The 14,309-nt window shown below is 65.6% G+C and carries 10 protein-coding genes, 1 tRNA gene and 1 pseudogene; 4 read left to right on the forward strand and 8 right to left on the reverse strand.

Going from position 1 to position 14,309, the window contains the following annotated elements; all coding sequences use genetic code 11:
- Positions 1-57 precede the first annotated feature (57 nt).
- From NM203_RS10460 to NM203_RS10470, 3 genes and pseudogenes are all read left to right on the forward strand, one after another.
- Positions 58-732, forward strand: a pseudogene (locus NM203_RS10460) (alpha/beta hydrolase); the annotation flags it as partial.
- Between the two features lie 56 nt (positions 733-788).
- Complete coding sequence (locus NM203_RS10465; RefSeq protein ID WP_255059818.1) at positions 789-1,241, forward strand: Zn-ribbon domain-containing OB-fold protein; 453 nt, start codon at positions 789-791, stop codon at positions 1,239-1,241.
- Positions 1,238-2,446 carry a lipid-transfer protein gene (locus NM203_RS10470; RefSeq protein WP_255059819.1) on the forward strand — a complete coding sequence of 403 codons (1,209 nt, stop codon included), beginning with the start codon at positions 1,238-1,240 and terminating at the stop codon, positions 2,444-2,446. Before NM203_RS10465 ends, NM203_RS10470 begins: the two co-directional genes overlap by 4 nt.
- Before the next feature lie 497 nt (positions 2,447-2,943).
- On the opposite strand, the gene NM203_RS10475 is transcribed toward NM203_RS10470, so the two are convergent.
- From NM203_RS10475 to NM203_RS10500, 6 genes are all read right to left on the reverse strand, one after another.
- Positions 2,944-3,705 (reverse strand): ABC transporter ATP-binding protein, encoded by a 762-nt coding sequence (locus NM203_RS10475; RefSeq protein ID WP_255059820.1) that lies wholly within the window; start codon positions 3,703-3,705, stop codon positions 2,944-2,946.
- Complete coding sequence (locus NM203_RS10480; protein WP_255060393.1) at positions 3,692-4,501, reverse strand: ABC transporter ATP-binding protein; 810 nt, start codon at positions 4,499-4,501, stop codon at positions 3,692-3,694. Before NM203_RS10480 ends, NM203_RS10475 begins: the two co-directional genes overlap by 14 nt.
- Positions 4,502-4,572: 71 nt before the next feature.
- Positions 4,573-5,796 carry a branched-chain amino acid ABC transporter permease gene (locus NM203_RS10485; protein ID WP_255059821.1) on the reverse strand — a complete coding sequence of 408 codons (1,224 nt, stop codon included), beginning with the start codon at positions 5,794-5,796 and terminating at the stop codon, positions 4,573-4,575.
- Entirely contained in the window at positions 5,793-6,830 is a 1,038-nt protein-coding gene (locus tag NM203_RS10490; RefSeq protein WP_255059823.1) for a branched-chain amino acid ABC transporter permease, read from the reverse strand. Before NM203_RS10490 ends, NM203_RS10485 begins: the two co-directional genes overlap by 4 nt.
- Before the next feature lie 79 nt (positions 6,831-6,909).
- Complete coding sequence (locus NM203_RS10495) at positions 6,910-8,127, reverse strand: branched-chain amino acid ABC transporter substrate-binding protein (protein ID WP_255059824.1); 1,218 nt, start codon at positions 8,125-8,127, stop codon at positions 6,910-6,912.
- Between the two features lie 178 nt (positions 8,128-8,305).
- On the reverse strand, positions 8,306-8,917 hold the full coding sequence (locus NM203_RS10500) for a two-component system response regulator PdtaR (protein ID WP_255059826.1): 612 nt from the start codon (positions 8,915-8,917) through the stop codon (positions 8,306-8,308).
- Positions 8,918-9,012: 95 nt separating this feature from the next.
- Here NM203_RS10500 and NM203_RS10505 point away from each other — a divergent pair.
- Positions 9,013-9,089 (forward strand) — tRNA-Leu (locus NM203_RS10505).
- Positions 9,090-9,691: 602 nt separating this feature from the next.
- Here NM203_RS10505 and NM203_RS10510 read toward each other — a convergent pair.
- Positions 9,692-11,674, reverse strand: coding sequence for a cellulase family glycosylhydrolase (locus tag NM203_RS10510; protein ID WP_255059827.1), 1,983 nt, complete (start codon positions 11,672-11,674; stop codon positions 9,692-9,694).
- 5 nt (positions 11,675-11,679) lie between these two features.
- Positions 11,680-13,671, reverse strand: a complete 1,992-nt coding sequence (locus tag NM203_RS10515) for a cellulase family glycosylhydrolase (RefSeq protein ID WP_255059828.1) — start codon at positions 13,669-13,671, stop codon at positions 11,680-11,682.
- Between the last annotated feature and the right edge of the window lie 638 nt (positions 13,672-14,309).

Genomic DNA, 14,309 nt, shown 5'->3' on the forward strand with positions numbered 1-14,309 from the left:
TGTGTGCAGAGGGTGGAGACATGACCACCCCGCGGTCGACACGGAGAGGAAGTTCTCATGCCCACCTTTGTACTGATTCCCGGAATGTGCGACGGCGCATGGTGTTTCGATGATCTCGCGGTTGCGCTGCGGTCAGCCGGACACCATGTGAGCGCAGTGACGCTGAGCGGCGTCGCGGAGCGCGCCCACGTGCTGCCCGGCGGCGTCAACCTCGACACCCACATCACCGACGTGTTGGCCGCCGTCGACGCCGACGCCGACGCCTCCGACGGTCAGCTCATCCTGGTCGGGCACAGCTACGGCGGCATGGTGATCACCGGGGTCGCCGACCGGATTTCCGACCTCGTGGACGCGTTGGTGTTCCTCGACGCCGTGGTGCCGCGCGACGGCGAGGCGTGCTGGGACCTGGTGAACGACGAGGAGCGCGCCTGGTACCTGGCGGTCGACGACACGGGCTTCGGGGTGCCGCCGATGGCGTTCTTCGACGACCGCGCGACATCGCATCCCCTGGCGAGCCTCATCCAGAAACTGCGGCTGTCCGGTGATCTCACCCGGTTCCGTCGGCGGGAGTACGTCTTCGCACTCGATTGGCCGGGAGACTCGCCGCTGCAGTCGTCGTACGACCGGGTGCGTGACGACCCGGACTGGAACTGCCACGAACTGAAGGGAAGACACAACCTGATGCGCGACAACCCCGACGATCTGGTGCGCATACTGCTCGATGTCGCGGCACGGCGAGAACTGCAACACGTTTCAGTTTTGCGACTGGGATCGTTTACGCTGACCGGGTGCCTGGTGATACCGACGCCGCAACCCGACTACCGGTCATCGACGGGTGGTTCGCCGACGACGATTCCGGCGATACCCACCTGATCGCCGGCAAGTGCGTGAAGTGCGGTACCTACGTCTTCCCGCCGAGGACCGACAACTGCCCCAACCCCGGCTGCGACGGCGATGAGCTCACGCAGGTGCCGCTGGCGCGCCGCGGCACGCTGTGGAGCTACACCGAGAACCGCTACGCGCCACCGCCGCCGTACCCGTCGCCCGACCCGTTCGAGCCGTTCGCGGTCGCCGCGGTGCAACTCGCGGACGAGGGGCTGATCATCCTGGGCAAGGTGGTCGAGGGCACGCTCGCCGCCGACCTGAAGATCGGCATGGAGATGGAACTGACCACCATGCCGTTGTTCACCGACGACGAGGGCGTCGAGCGAATCACCTACGCGTGGAAGGTGGCGGAATGAGTACGGGATCTCCACAACCGGTGTACATCCTCGGCGCGGGCATGCACCCCTGGGGTAAGTGGGGACGCGACTTCACCGAGTACGGCGTGGTGGCCGCGCGTGCCGCGCTCGCCGAGGCCGGCCTGGACTGGCGACAGATCCAGCTGGTCGCCGGCGCCGACACGATCCGCAACGGCTACCCCGGCTTCGTCGCGGGTGCGACGTTCGCTCAGAAGCTGGGCTGGAACGGGATTCCCGTCACCTCGAGCTACGCGGCGTGTGCCAGCGGGTCGCAGGCGTTGCAGAGCGCGCGGGCGCAGATCCTCGCCGGGTTCTGCGATGTCGCGCTGGTGATCGGCGCCGACACCACACCGAAGGGCTTCTTCGCGCCCGTCGGCGGCGAACGCCGCAACGATCCCGACTGGCAGCGCTTCCACCTCATCGGCGCGACGAACACGGTGTACTTCGCCCTTCTGGCCCGACGTCGGATGGACCTGTACGGAGCCACGCTCGAGGACTTCGCCGCGGTGAAGGTCAAGAACGCCAGGCACGGGCTGAACAACCCGAATGCGCGCTACCGCAAGGAGGCCAGCGTCGACGACGTGCTGGCCAGCCCGGTTGTCTCGGATCCGCTTCGGCTGCTGGACATCTGCGCGACCTCCGACGGTGCGGCCGCGCTGATCGTGGCGAGCAAGTCGTTCGCGCAGAAGCATCTCGGCTCCGTCGAGGGCGTGCCGTCGGTGCGGGCCGTCAGCCTGCAGTCGCCGCAGTATCCGCAGCATCTGCCCGAATTGCCGGATATCGCAACGGATTCCACCGCTGTCGTGCCGGGTCCGGAGCGGGTGTTCAAGGATCAGATCCTCGACGCCGCCTACGCCGAGGCGGGCATCGGCCCCGAAGATCTCAGCCTCGCCGAGGTCTACGACCTGTCCACCGCGCTGGAACTCGACTGGTACGAGCACCTGGGACTCTGCGCCAAGGGCGAGGCCGAGCAGTTGCTGCGCAGCGGCGCCACCACGATCGGCGGGCGCATTCCCGTCAACGCATCCGGCGGGCTGGCCAGCTTCGGTGAGGCGATCCCCGCGCAGGCGATCGCCCAGGTCTGCGAACTCAACTGGCAGCTCAAGGGACAGGCCACCGGCCGCCAGGTCGACGGCGCCACGGTCGGCGTCACCGCCAACCAGGGCCTGTTCGGCCACGGGTCCTCGGTCGTCGTCGCCCGCTAGACAGGCGGTGGGCATCCCTCCGCGAGCGTGCGTGTCTGCACGTCGACACGCCGTTCCTGCTGTACGTCGGCGCACGCTCGGCTAGCGTGATCGCTTGTGACGTCACCAGATTCGCTCACTTCGGCTATGTCCAAGGCGAAGATCGAACCCGACAACTACGAGTTCATCCGCTACGTCACCGCGGGAATCGGCATCGAAGGGTACGAGGCGATAGTCGGTTCGAAGTCGTATGTGAAGGCGAAACGGCGTGACGGGCACCCGGACCTTCACATCTACTGGGGTACGTGGAGCATCCGATCACCAGGGTCTACGAAGCGAGCGAGCGAGCAAAGAACGTGCCTCGCGAAGCCGACTTCTGCCCCTGCGGGATGCAGCGATCGGTCACCGGAGTGTGCCCGACCTGCGACTAGGCCCCCCGAACGTGCACGGACTGCCCGAGTTAACGGCGTGTGGCCGTCCAGACACGCACGCTCGCGGGAGGGATGACAGGGGATCGCTCAGGCGACCCCGAGGTAGGCCGCCCGGATGCTGTCGTCGGCCAGCAGATCCTTGGCGACGCCCTCCCTGGTGACGCGGCCCGTCTCCAGGATGTACGCGCGGTCGGACCGGGACAGCGCCTGCTGCGCGTTCTGTTCGACGAGCAGCACCGTCGTACCCTGCTTGTTGATCTCGGAGATGATCCGGAAGATCTGCGAGATCACCATCGGCGCCAGTCCCATGGACGGCTCGTCGAGCAGCAGCACCTTGGGCCTCGCCATCAGCGCGCGTCCGATCGCGAGCATCTGCTGCTCACCGCCGGACAGCGTGCCGCCGACCTGGTTGCGTCGCTCGGCCAGCCGCGGGAACGTCTCCAACACCCATTCGAAGCGCTCGCGGTGCGCTGACTTGGATTCGAACGTACGCCCGTAGCAACCCATTTCGAGGTTCTCCACGACCGTCATGCCTGGAAAGACCCCGCGCCCCTCCGGCGCCTGAATGAGACCGTCGACAACGCGCTTGTGTGCCTTGATCTTCGACACCTCACGACCGTCGAACCACACCGACCCGGAGGTCAGCGGACGCAACCCCGAGATGGCGCGCATCATCGTCGTCTTGCCCGCGCCGTTGGACCCCAGCAGCGTCACCAGCTCGCCCTCGCGCACAACCAGCGAAACACCATGCAGCGCCTGGATTCTGCCGTAGTGCACGACGACGTCGCGCACCTCGAGGAGGACCTTGCGCTCGGTGTCCGCCGCAGGCGATTTCTCAAAGCTCGTCATCGGGCACTCCCAGGTACGCGGCGATCACGGCCGGATCCTCGCGGATCTCCGCGGGCAGTCCGTCGGCGATCTTGCGGCCGAATTCCAATACGACGATGCGATCGGTGACCCCCATGACGAGTCGCATGTCGTGTTCGATGAGCAACACGGTGTAACCGTCGTCGCGGATCGCCCGAATCAGGTCGATCAGCGCGGCCTTCTCACTCGGATTGAATCCCGCGGCCGGCTCGTCGAGGCACAGCAGCTTGGGCTCGGTGGCGAGCGCCCGAGCGATCTCGAGCCGACGCTGATCGCCGTAGGGCAGGTTCTTCGCCTTCTCCTCGCCGCGGTGGGCGATGCCGACGAATTGCAGTAGCGCCGCCGCCTTCTCGATGGCCGACTTCTCCTCGCGACAGTGCCGCGGCGTCCTGAAGAGCGCTCCGGGCACCGACGTCTTGTGTCGGGCGTCCGTGCCGACCACCACGTTCTCGAGAGCCGTCATCTCCCCCCACAGCCGGATGTTCTGGAACGTCCTGGCGATACCGCGGCGGGTGATCTCGTGTCGCTTGATCCTGCCCAGCGGCGCTCCGTCGAACATCACCGTGCCCGAGGTCGGGCGGTACACCCCGGTGATCGCGTTGAAGCACGTCGTCTTGCCTGCGCCGTTGGGCCCGATGAGCCCGAGGATCTCGCCGCGCTTGATGCCGAAGGTCACCGCGTCCAGCGCCGTGAGGCCACCGAACTTCATGGTGAGATCCTGCGTCTGCAGCAGCATCTCCCCCTCGGCGACGTTGATCTCACGGTGCAGCGCCGCCATATCCTCGTCGATCAGCGGTTCGTCCACCCCCTGCTGGTCCGACGAGGGCTTGTCCAGTGAAGGCCGGTCCGTCATGCCGCCGCCTTCGAATCGTCGGCGCTCCGCAACAGCTTTCGAGCCGCCTTGCCGTACGCGAGTAGTTGCTGACGCACCGGGAACAGGCCCTGCGGCCGGAAGATCATCAACGCCACCAACGCGATTCCGAAGAACAGGTACTTCAAGTCGCCGAGGTTCACCCCGAACAGGTGCACACCGAGCAACCGGTTCGGCAGGTAGACGATGAGAAATGCACCGAAGATGACGCCGAGTTTGTTGCCCTGACCGCCGAGGACGACGGCGACCAGGAAGAGCATCGAGTTGATGATGTTGAAGTTCGTCGGTGCGACGTACTGCACCTGGCCGGCGTACAGCGCGCCCGACAATCCGCCGATGCCAGCACCGATCACGAACGCCCAGAGCTTGAACTTGAACGTGTTGACGCCCATCACCTCCGCGGCGTCCTCGTCCTCGCGGATCGCCACCCAGGCGCGCCCGACCCGGCTGCGCTCCAGGTTGCCGACGAACAGCAGGATGCCGATCATCAGGATGAGTCCCAGCCAGAACCACCACGTGCCGTAGTTGGCGTCACCGCCGGAGTTGCCGTTGGAGAACACACCGTTGGGCAGCCCCTCGCGCTCACCCAGTTTGGGATACGCGATTCGGTCGAGACCGCGCGAGCCGTTGGTGATATCGGAGAGGTTGTCCGCGAGCAGGCGGATGATCTCACCGAAGCCGAGGGTCACGATCGCGAGATAGTCACCTCGAAGGCGCAGCGTCGGGGTGCCGAGGATCAGTCCGGACAGCGCGGTGACGGCCATCGCCAGCGGTACGCAGGCCAGCCAGGCCCAGTCGCTGCTGAGAAACCCCTCGACGCCGACCTGATTCCACGGACTGGTGGGGCTGGTGAGCAGAGCGACCGTGTAGGCGCCGACGGCGTAGAAGCCGACGTAGCCGAGGTCGAGCAGGCCCGTCTGACCCACCACGACGTTCAACCCGATGGCGATGATGGCGACCATGACGAATTGCGCCATCGTCCCGCCGAAGCTGATCCCCGGAGTGTCGATGAACCCCGGCGTGTAGAGCGGCAGCAGGGCGAGCGCACCGAACAACACGACGCCCGCGAGCCATTTCACCGGACGGTCGAGATTGTCCCAGTGGCCGCGGATGACGTCGCCCGGCGCCAACAGCGTGCTGGCCAGTTGCGAGGGCTTCGCGTCCTCGGACCGTGGCTCGCCTGCGGGATCCCGATGACTCATGCCCGTGCCTTCCCGAGGCTCTCACCGAGTATGCCCGTCGGCCGGATCAGGAGGACCAGGACCAGCAGCACGAAGGCCACGACGTCGCGCCACTGCGTACCGAACAGCGCCTGTCCGTAGTTCTCCATCACCCCGAGGATCAGGCCGCCCAGCAGAGCCCCACGCAGGTTGCCGATTCCGCCGAGCACCGCGGCCGAGAACGCCTTGATACCGAGCAGGAAGCCGCCCGAGTAGATGATGCCCTGCGGCACCTTCAGCGTGTAGAGCAGCGCCGCGGCGCCGGCGAGCAGCCCGCCGATCAGGAACGTCGTCATGATGATCCGCTCACGGGACACCCCCATGAGCGTCGCCGTGGTCGGATCCTGTGCCACCGCGCGGATACCGCGACCGAACTTGGTGCGGTTGATCGCGATGTCGGTGGCCAGCGCGAAGATCAGCGCCGCCACGATGATCACGATGGTGACGTTCGACACCGCGGCGCCGAAGATCGTGAACTGAGTCTTGGGCTGCACCAGCACGATCGGCTGCTGTGCGTTCGACCCGCCGTAACCGTCGATGATCTGCGGCAGGATGAAGTGCACGAATTCCTGCAGGACGAAGGACATTCCGATGGCGGTGATCAGGAACGTCAGCGGTCTCGCGTTGCGCTTCCGCAGCGGGCGGTAGGCGACGGCCTCCAAACCGACTGCGGCACCGCCGGATACCAGCATCGCGAACAACATGGCGATCGCGAGGTAGAGGATCGTCAGCGCGACGCCCTTGTTGTAGGCGTTACCGCTCGGTGTGAAGCCGAGAATGAAGTCCAAGCAGAAGTAGGCGGCGAACATGCCGACCATGAAGATCTCGGAGTGCGCGAAGTTGATCAGTCGCAGCACGCCGAACACCAGCGTGTAGCCGACGGCCACCAGCGCGTAGATCGCCCCCCATGAGAGTCCGTCGATGGTCAACTGCCAGAAGCCGTTGATCAATCCGTCGACGTTGAAGTTGATGTTCGCGGCCTGACATGCGTACTGCACAGCGCACTCGTGGCTCATTCGGTGGCGGGTCCTCCCGAGGGTGTTAAACGCGACGCGCCCGAGACGTTTCGGTCTCGGGCGCGTCCCGTGTTACCGACTACTGAACCTTGTAGATCCACACGAGGCTGGAGGTGAGCTCACCCTCGGGGGTCCACTGGTAGTTACGGGCCACACCCTGGCCGTTGTATCCCCTGACGAAGTTGAGCACGGCCTCGCGTGTGTTGGCACCCGAGTCGATCGCCTTCATCAGGATGGTGCCGAGGTCGTAACCCTCGGTGCTGTAGGTGCCGGGCTCCGCTCCGCCGGAGTTGGCCTTGTACTCCTCGGTGAACTCGGCACTGGCCGGACCGCAGGGGCAGGACAGGATGGCGTCCTTCGACGACTCGCCCGCCTGCTTGACGAACTCCTGGTCCTTAGTGCCGTCGGCGCTGACGAACGTCCCCTCGAAGCCGCCGTCCTTCAGCTGCTGGACGAACGGTGCGGCCTCCGAGTAGTACCCGCTGAAGAACACGGCGTCCGGGCTGGCACCCTTGATCTGCGTGACCGCGGCGGAGAAGTCCTTGTCGCCCTTCTTCACCTGGATGTTGCAACTCGAGTCGGCGACCGGGCCGAGAGTGGCGCGGATCGGCTCGGCGAGCCCCTTGCCGTAGTCCGTGCTGTCGTCGACGACGCAGATCTTCTTGTAGCCGAGAGTGTCCTTCAAGTAGTTCGCGACCGACGGGCCCTGAACGGCGTCGTTGGCGAGGCCGCGGAAGAAGGTCTTCCAGCCGTTCTTGCTCAGATCGGGGTTGGTCGCCGACGCGGTGAGCGACGCGAGACCCGCCTGGTCGAACACCGTGCCGGTGGCCTTGGTCTCGCCGGAGAACGCCGGACCGACCAGGCCGATGGTGTAGGGGTCGTCGACGATCTGCGGCGCGATTCCGGTGGCCTTCTGCGGATCACCCTCGGTGTCAAAGGTCTTCAGTTGCACCTGGCAGCCGGGGTTGGCCTTGTTGTGCTTGTCCACGGCCAACTGGACGCCGTTCTTGATGTTGATACCGAGCGCGGCATCGGGTCCGGTGAGTGCACCCGCCATCGCAATGGACAGCGGTGAGCAGGTGGCCTTGCCATCCCCGGCGGGGTCGGCCGGTGTGGCACCTTCGGCCGCCTTCACCTCGGCGCCACTCTCATCGACCTGAACCTGCTCGACGATCTTCAGGTCGGACTGGGCCGAGTTCTCCTCCTCGGGCGTCGACTGATTACAGCCGGCCATGGCCACAATCAACAGGCTCGCGCTTCCGAGAGCAAATGCACTACGTGCTACGCGACCGCGCACGTTTCACCTCCGAATAGAAATTTGTCATCGGCACCGGTTGACGCAGCGCGCATCATCGGCCGTCGATGCTTCGGGGTAGAACATAGCGGTCGTGTGGCCGACGTGCGTGATGTTGGTGAATGCGGGCCGTCAATCGACCGTGTCGCCGGGCGTATCAGCGTGTCCGGAAACGCAGTGTTTACGCTTCGGCGGGCGGATCGAACGTTTCGAGCACAACTTCGGCGACGCGCTTCATCGTGGTACGACGGTCCATCGCGGCGCGCTGAATCCACTTGAACGCCTCGGGTTCCGACATCCCCTGCTTCGCTTGCAGCAAACCCTTCGCGCGCTCGACCAGCTTGCGCGTCTCCAGCCGTTCGGACAGTGTCGCCACTTCCAGCTCGAGTGCTGCGATCTCGCCGAAACGGCTCAACGCGAGTTCGATTGCGGGGATCAGGTCGGTGATCGAGAACGGCTTCACCAGGTACGCCATCGCCCCCGCGTCGCGGGCCCGCTCGACGAGATCGCGCTGCGAGAACGCCGTCAGAACCACGATCGGCGCGATGCGCTTGGACGCGATCTCGCCGGCGGCGTCGATCCCGTCGCGGCGTGGCATCTTCACGTCCATGATGACGAGATCCGGCTGCAGTTGCTCGGCGAGCTCGACGGCCTCCTGACCGTCGCCGGCCTCGCCGACCACGTCGTAGCCCTCCTCGCGGAGCATCTCGGCGAGATCGAGCCTGATGAGTGCTTCGTCCTCGGCGATGAGGACGCGACGCGGCTTTGTGGCGTCAGTCGATGACTCGGTCATGCCCTCATTGTCGCGTGACCACGCCCGATCAGCGACCGCGGGGCCGTCACGGAGGTGCGAACAGATCCACTAAGCTGGCAAGTCGCACTACGAGCGCCCCCGTATCCCAACTGGCAGAGGAAACGGATTCAAAACCCGTGCAGTGTGAGTTCGAATCTCACCGGGGGCACCAGGTCAATGCCAAATGTTGTTGTAGCTCAGAGGATTATCGCGCCGTTGATGGCAGCGTGCTCGATCCCGCCCTGCGCCTGTTCTTCCTGCTGTCGGCCTACGATCTCGCCACCGAGATGTGGTTTCAGAAGGGCGACCCGACCGCTCCGCGGTTGACCAATTGGGAACGTCCTGCAGTATCGACTGCGCGGGCCGATCGGCGACGCCGTCTACACCGGGGTGCAGGTCTACACCAGGGGACCCGCATCGGTGGCCGGAATCCCGCCGACGGACGACGGGAGGGGGACCTTCGCTGCCGCAGCGGGCCGACAGCACGTCTACGGCGGGTTCTACGTCCAGCCTGACTCCCGGCCAGGCGCTGCGGCTGCGCGGAAAGCCTCCGGCTGCGCGATTCCGGTCGTTCGTGTTCCACGACAGACGGTTCAACACACCGGACTTCCCGGAACACCGGTGCTACCTGACTGGGACCGACGTCGAACTGGCCTCCGACGGCAGCTACGGCGAGAGAGCTCACCTGCGAGTTCGAATGTTCTGCGGCGAGCCGCCGCGACTCTCACGGCACGAGAGTCGCGACGGCCGCGATCCGGTGAGCTCCTCCTGCTGTTACTCCTCGGACCCGGAGCTGTCGGAGTCCGAGGAGTCGGCGCCGGCGGTGACGCGTGCGAGCGCCGGTTTGCCCGTGTCCGCACGCGTCGCGGCACCGCGGTCCCTGCTCTTCCCGTGGCGTGCCTTGTCACCGTCGGGCTTCGCGGCGTCCGCACCCTTGTCCGCCTTCTTCTCCGAGGTGTCGGGTTTATCGGACGCGGCGTCGCCGTCCTTGGTCCCGGTGTCGCTCGGCTTCGGCTCGGACCCCGGCTCGGTACCCGTACCGGTTCCGCCGCCCGAAACATCGGTCGACGCGTCCGGTGTCGGATCGGTCGAATCCGTATCGGTCGGAGTCGTATCGGTCGGAGTCGTCTCCTCGGCCGGCGTCTCCTCAGCCGACGGTTCCTCGACCGGTGCTGTTTCCGGAGCGGTTTCCACCGGCGTTTCGACAGGTACCTCGGCCACGACCTCGGTCGGGGCCTCCGTGACCGCCTCGGTCTCCGCAGCGGCGGTGTCGGCGGGCGTCGGTTCGCTCGTCTCCCCCTCCACCGTGGCCTCGTCGGTCACCTCGGCCTCGACCGCCAGCGCGACATCCTCCGGCGCTTCCACGGTCGCCGTCCGCAATGCCGTCGTGGTCGGTGCCGGTGGCTGTGCCAAGCTGGCCAACCAGTTCGCGATGGCCTGAGCCAGCGCCTGAGCGAGCTGCTGCGCCAGCGCCTGGAAGAACTGCGCAATCGGGTCGACCGTCGGTTCCTCCGGTTCCTCCGGATTGTTGATGGCATCGAGCCAGTCGCGCAGCATCTCGCCGGCTTCCTTCAGCGACCAGGACCCGTCGGCGTTCTGCTTCCACAGTCCGTAATAGTCGTGCGGGTTGTCGACGCCGCTCATTCCAGGGGTGTCGCGACCGGTGTAGAGGAAGATCGGGCCGAGCATCGCGGCGATGGCGGGGTCGTAGAAGTCACTGTCCGGATCGCCGTACGCCTGCCAGGTGTCGAGCAGGTCCTTAACCCACTCGGCCTGGTCCGTTTCCGTCCACGTCCCACCGGGCGTGGTCGGCAGCCCGTACTCCGTGATCCAGATCTTCTTGCCCTGCAGTGCCGCCAGAGCGGTCAGGGCCTCGAACTGCTCACGCGGAGTCAGAAGTCCCGGCACACAGGTGGGACACGTTCCGCTGAACGGGATCTCCTCACCGTAGGGGTGGATCGACAGCGCGTCGAAGTAGTCGTCCAGGTCCCACTCCGGATCCGCAGCGGCGAGCGTTTCCAGTTGGGCGAGCATGCGATTCACCCACGTGAGGGTGTTCATGGTGACGAAGCTGTCCTGCACGGTGCCGACGGCGCCCGCCACCACGGACGCGCTCGCGTCGTACTGCCGGATCACCTTGGCGGCGGCCGCGAGCAGGCTCGCGTAGGCCTCCGGATCGATGGGGCTCGAGAACGCCGCGTAGTTCGGCTCGTTCCAGACCTCGTAGGCCGATACGACGTCGCCGTACTCGCCGATGAACTTCTGCAGGAACGCGGCGAACTTCGCCGGATCCGGCGTACCCGATCCGATCGGTCCGTCGATCACGGCATGCGGCGGGGTGCTGTTGATCTCGGCCAGCACGCCCATGTCGAGTTCCTGGGCCGCCCGCATGATGTTGTCGATGTCCGCCCACAACTGCGTGCCGGGCCACGAGCCGGGGTCGTACGGACCGAAGAACTCGATGGTCGCCCACGGCACGAACACGCGAACGTTGGTGACGCCGATGTCCTTCATGTCCTGCAGTTGCTGCTTCACCGACTCGTAGCTCTGCCCGTAGAGCGGTGAGGCCGCGATGCCGACGGTCGACGGCGACACGTTGATCTCGGCGACCATCTGGTAGTCGAGCGTGTTCCGCGGGGGCGGCGGCACGAAGAGATTGCTCGCGTACGCGGCCACCATCGCCACCGGTAGAGCCGCGATAACGCTGCGCGTCGCCAGCTCCCGAACCAGGCCCCGATTACGCTTCGCGCGCTTCACCAGTGCTACTCCGAACTCGAGTCGGAGGACTCGGTAGTGGTTGAAGTCGTTGTCAACGCGGGCTTCTCGGTGTCGGCCTCGGCCGCAGCGGCGCGGTGAGCCCTGCCGTTACGCGGCCCTGCCTCGGCGGCCTTCGCCGCCTCCGCCTTGCGCTCGGCGCGCTTCTGCGCGCGCTCCGCCTTCTTGTCGGCCTTATCGGCCTTATCGGCCTTGTCGGCCTTCGCGTCCTTGTCCGAGTCCGAGTCCGAGTTCGACGTTGAGCCGCCGTCGGTTGCGCCGGAGGATCCGCTGTCAGGACCACTCGGCGAGGCCTCCGTTGCCGTATCCGCCGGCGTGGTCGGCGCGCTCGGCTCGACCGGCTTCGGAGTGGCCGGTTCGGCCTCCTTCGGAGGAGCCGGGGCCTCCGATGCGGGCGTTTCCGCAGCGGGGGTTTCCTCGGCGCTCGGTGCTGTCTCGGTTTCAGGCGCGGACTCGACGGGTGCTTCAGCCGTCGCCTCAGCCGCGGCCGGCGTCGCCTCAGCCTTCGACTCGGTGGCCGCGACCGCGCCATCGGACGCGGTGTCCGCCTCTGTCGTCGCGCTCTCGATGCTGAGGCTGTTCGTCTCGGGCGCATCGACGCTGGCTATGCGCAGCGTCGTGGTCTGAGGCTCCGTTGCGGCGGCTGGTTGTCCCAAACTGCCGAGCCAGTTCGCGACGGCCTGAACGATGGCCTGAACGAGCTGCGGCCCAATCGACGCGAGCGCCTGGCCGATCTGCTGCGCGATCGTAGCGAAGAACTGTGCGAGCGCCTGGCCTGGATCGGGGGGATCGGTCGGATCGGTCGGGTCGGTGGGCCCGGCGTCGAGCCAGTCCTCCAGCATCTCGCCGGCGGTCTTCAGCACCCACTGTCCGGTCAGCGGATCGAGTTTCCACAGCCCGTAGAAGCCCTCGTCGGACGTGGGCGAGGCACCTACGGTGTCGCGACCCGTGTAGAGGAAGATCGGACCCGCCTGCTCGGGGTGATCCTTCCAGTACTGGAGAAGGTCGCGGATCCACTCCGACTGCTGGGCCTCGGTGATCTCCGGCCGGTCGATGATCGACCCGTCGAGGCCCACCATCGGCGGCGGGTCGTAGGTCGGCAGGCCGTATTCGGTGATCCAGATCTTGCGACCGTCGATCATCGCCTTGAGCATCTCGACCTGCTCCCTGGGGGTCAGGAGCCCCGGTATGCATGTCGGGCAGCTGTCGGAGTACTTGATGTCCTGGCTGTACGGGTGGACCGACAGCGCGTCGAAGGAGCTCGAGGCGTTCAGCCGGTCCAACTCGTCGAGCATCCGCTGCACGAAGGTGACCGTGTTCATCGTGAACGGCGAATCCTGCACGGTGCCAACGGCACCCGCGACGACCGTCGCCGACGAGTCCAGGTTCTTGATCACCGGGTATGCGGTGGCGAGCAGTTGTGCGTACGCCTCGGGGTCGACCGGCGTGGAGAACTGGATGGAGTTCGGCTCGTTCCAGATCTCGTACGCGGACACGACGTCGCCGTACGTGGTCGTCTGCCCGTTGACGACGATCGTCTTGTCGATGAACCGCTGCAGGAAGTTCGCGAAGTCGGCAGGATCGGGTGTACCCGTCCCGGGTAGACCGTTGATGACCGACCCCGGCGGGGTCGCGTTGATCTCGGCGAGTACGCCCATGTTGCGTTTGGCCGCCTCCGAGATGACGGCGTCCATGTTCGCCCAGGCCAGCCCGTAGAACGGGTTGTCCTCGGGGATCACCCCGAAGTAGTCGATGCTGCCCCACGGCACGGCGATCCGAATGTTGGTGACGCCGATCGCCAGCATGTCGTCGAGTTCCTCGCCTATCTGCTCAGCCGTCAGGCCGGAGAGCGACACCGACGAGGCGGCGATACCCACGGTGGTAGCCGAGTTGACGATCTCCGCGACGAGGTCGTACTCGGCGCTCGACAGGCGGGGCGGAGTCGGGGCGATGAAGTTTGTGGAATACGCGGCAACCATCGCTACGGGCAAAGCAGCGATGACCCCCCGCTGGGCCACTTTGCGAAACAGGCTTTTCGTACGATTAGCGGCCTTATTCATAACAGTTGCCTGCCTTCACAAATTGTAATCGTCGTGACCGTCAACCCGGTTGCGGCTTATTTACTCATGTGGCAGCAAAGATTGCTAGCTATTTGAAAGAACTTCGGGTCAATTTTTGCTGGGGCGCGCTTCAGCTTTCCTACCAACGGTATTTTTCGACGGTTATGTGCACTTTTGGCAAACATATTGATCTTGGTCTCAGTTAGCAGTCACGTTGGGCGTGCTCGGTGGAGTCTGACCACCAAAGATGATGTGACATAACGAATGAAGAGAGATCCGACGATTGGTACGAAGTCGCCCGGCTCGAACAATTTCACACAGGTGTTCAGCTACAGAAAAGAGATCGTCGTGACGTGATCGGAATGTCCGTTGCCAAGTCATCCAATATTTACGCGCACAGCAATTTTGGTAGCAAGCGCTTGGTGCGGGCCGAGTTACCGATGGGTCCGGCGGCCGTGGGTCCGCTCGATGAGCGCCGCGCCAGTGCGCCGCCTCGCCGCACACCCGTCAACAGGGATCTCGTTCGGACGGCATTCGATACGTGCCGTGGGAGTTAC

Origin of the sequence: Mycolicibacterium arenosum (assembly GCF_024320865.1) — a bacterium.
Classification (GTDB): Bacteria; Actinomycetota; Actinomycetes; order Mycobacteriales; family Mycobacteriaceae; genus Mycobacterium; species Mycobacterium arenosum.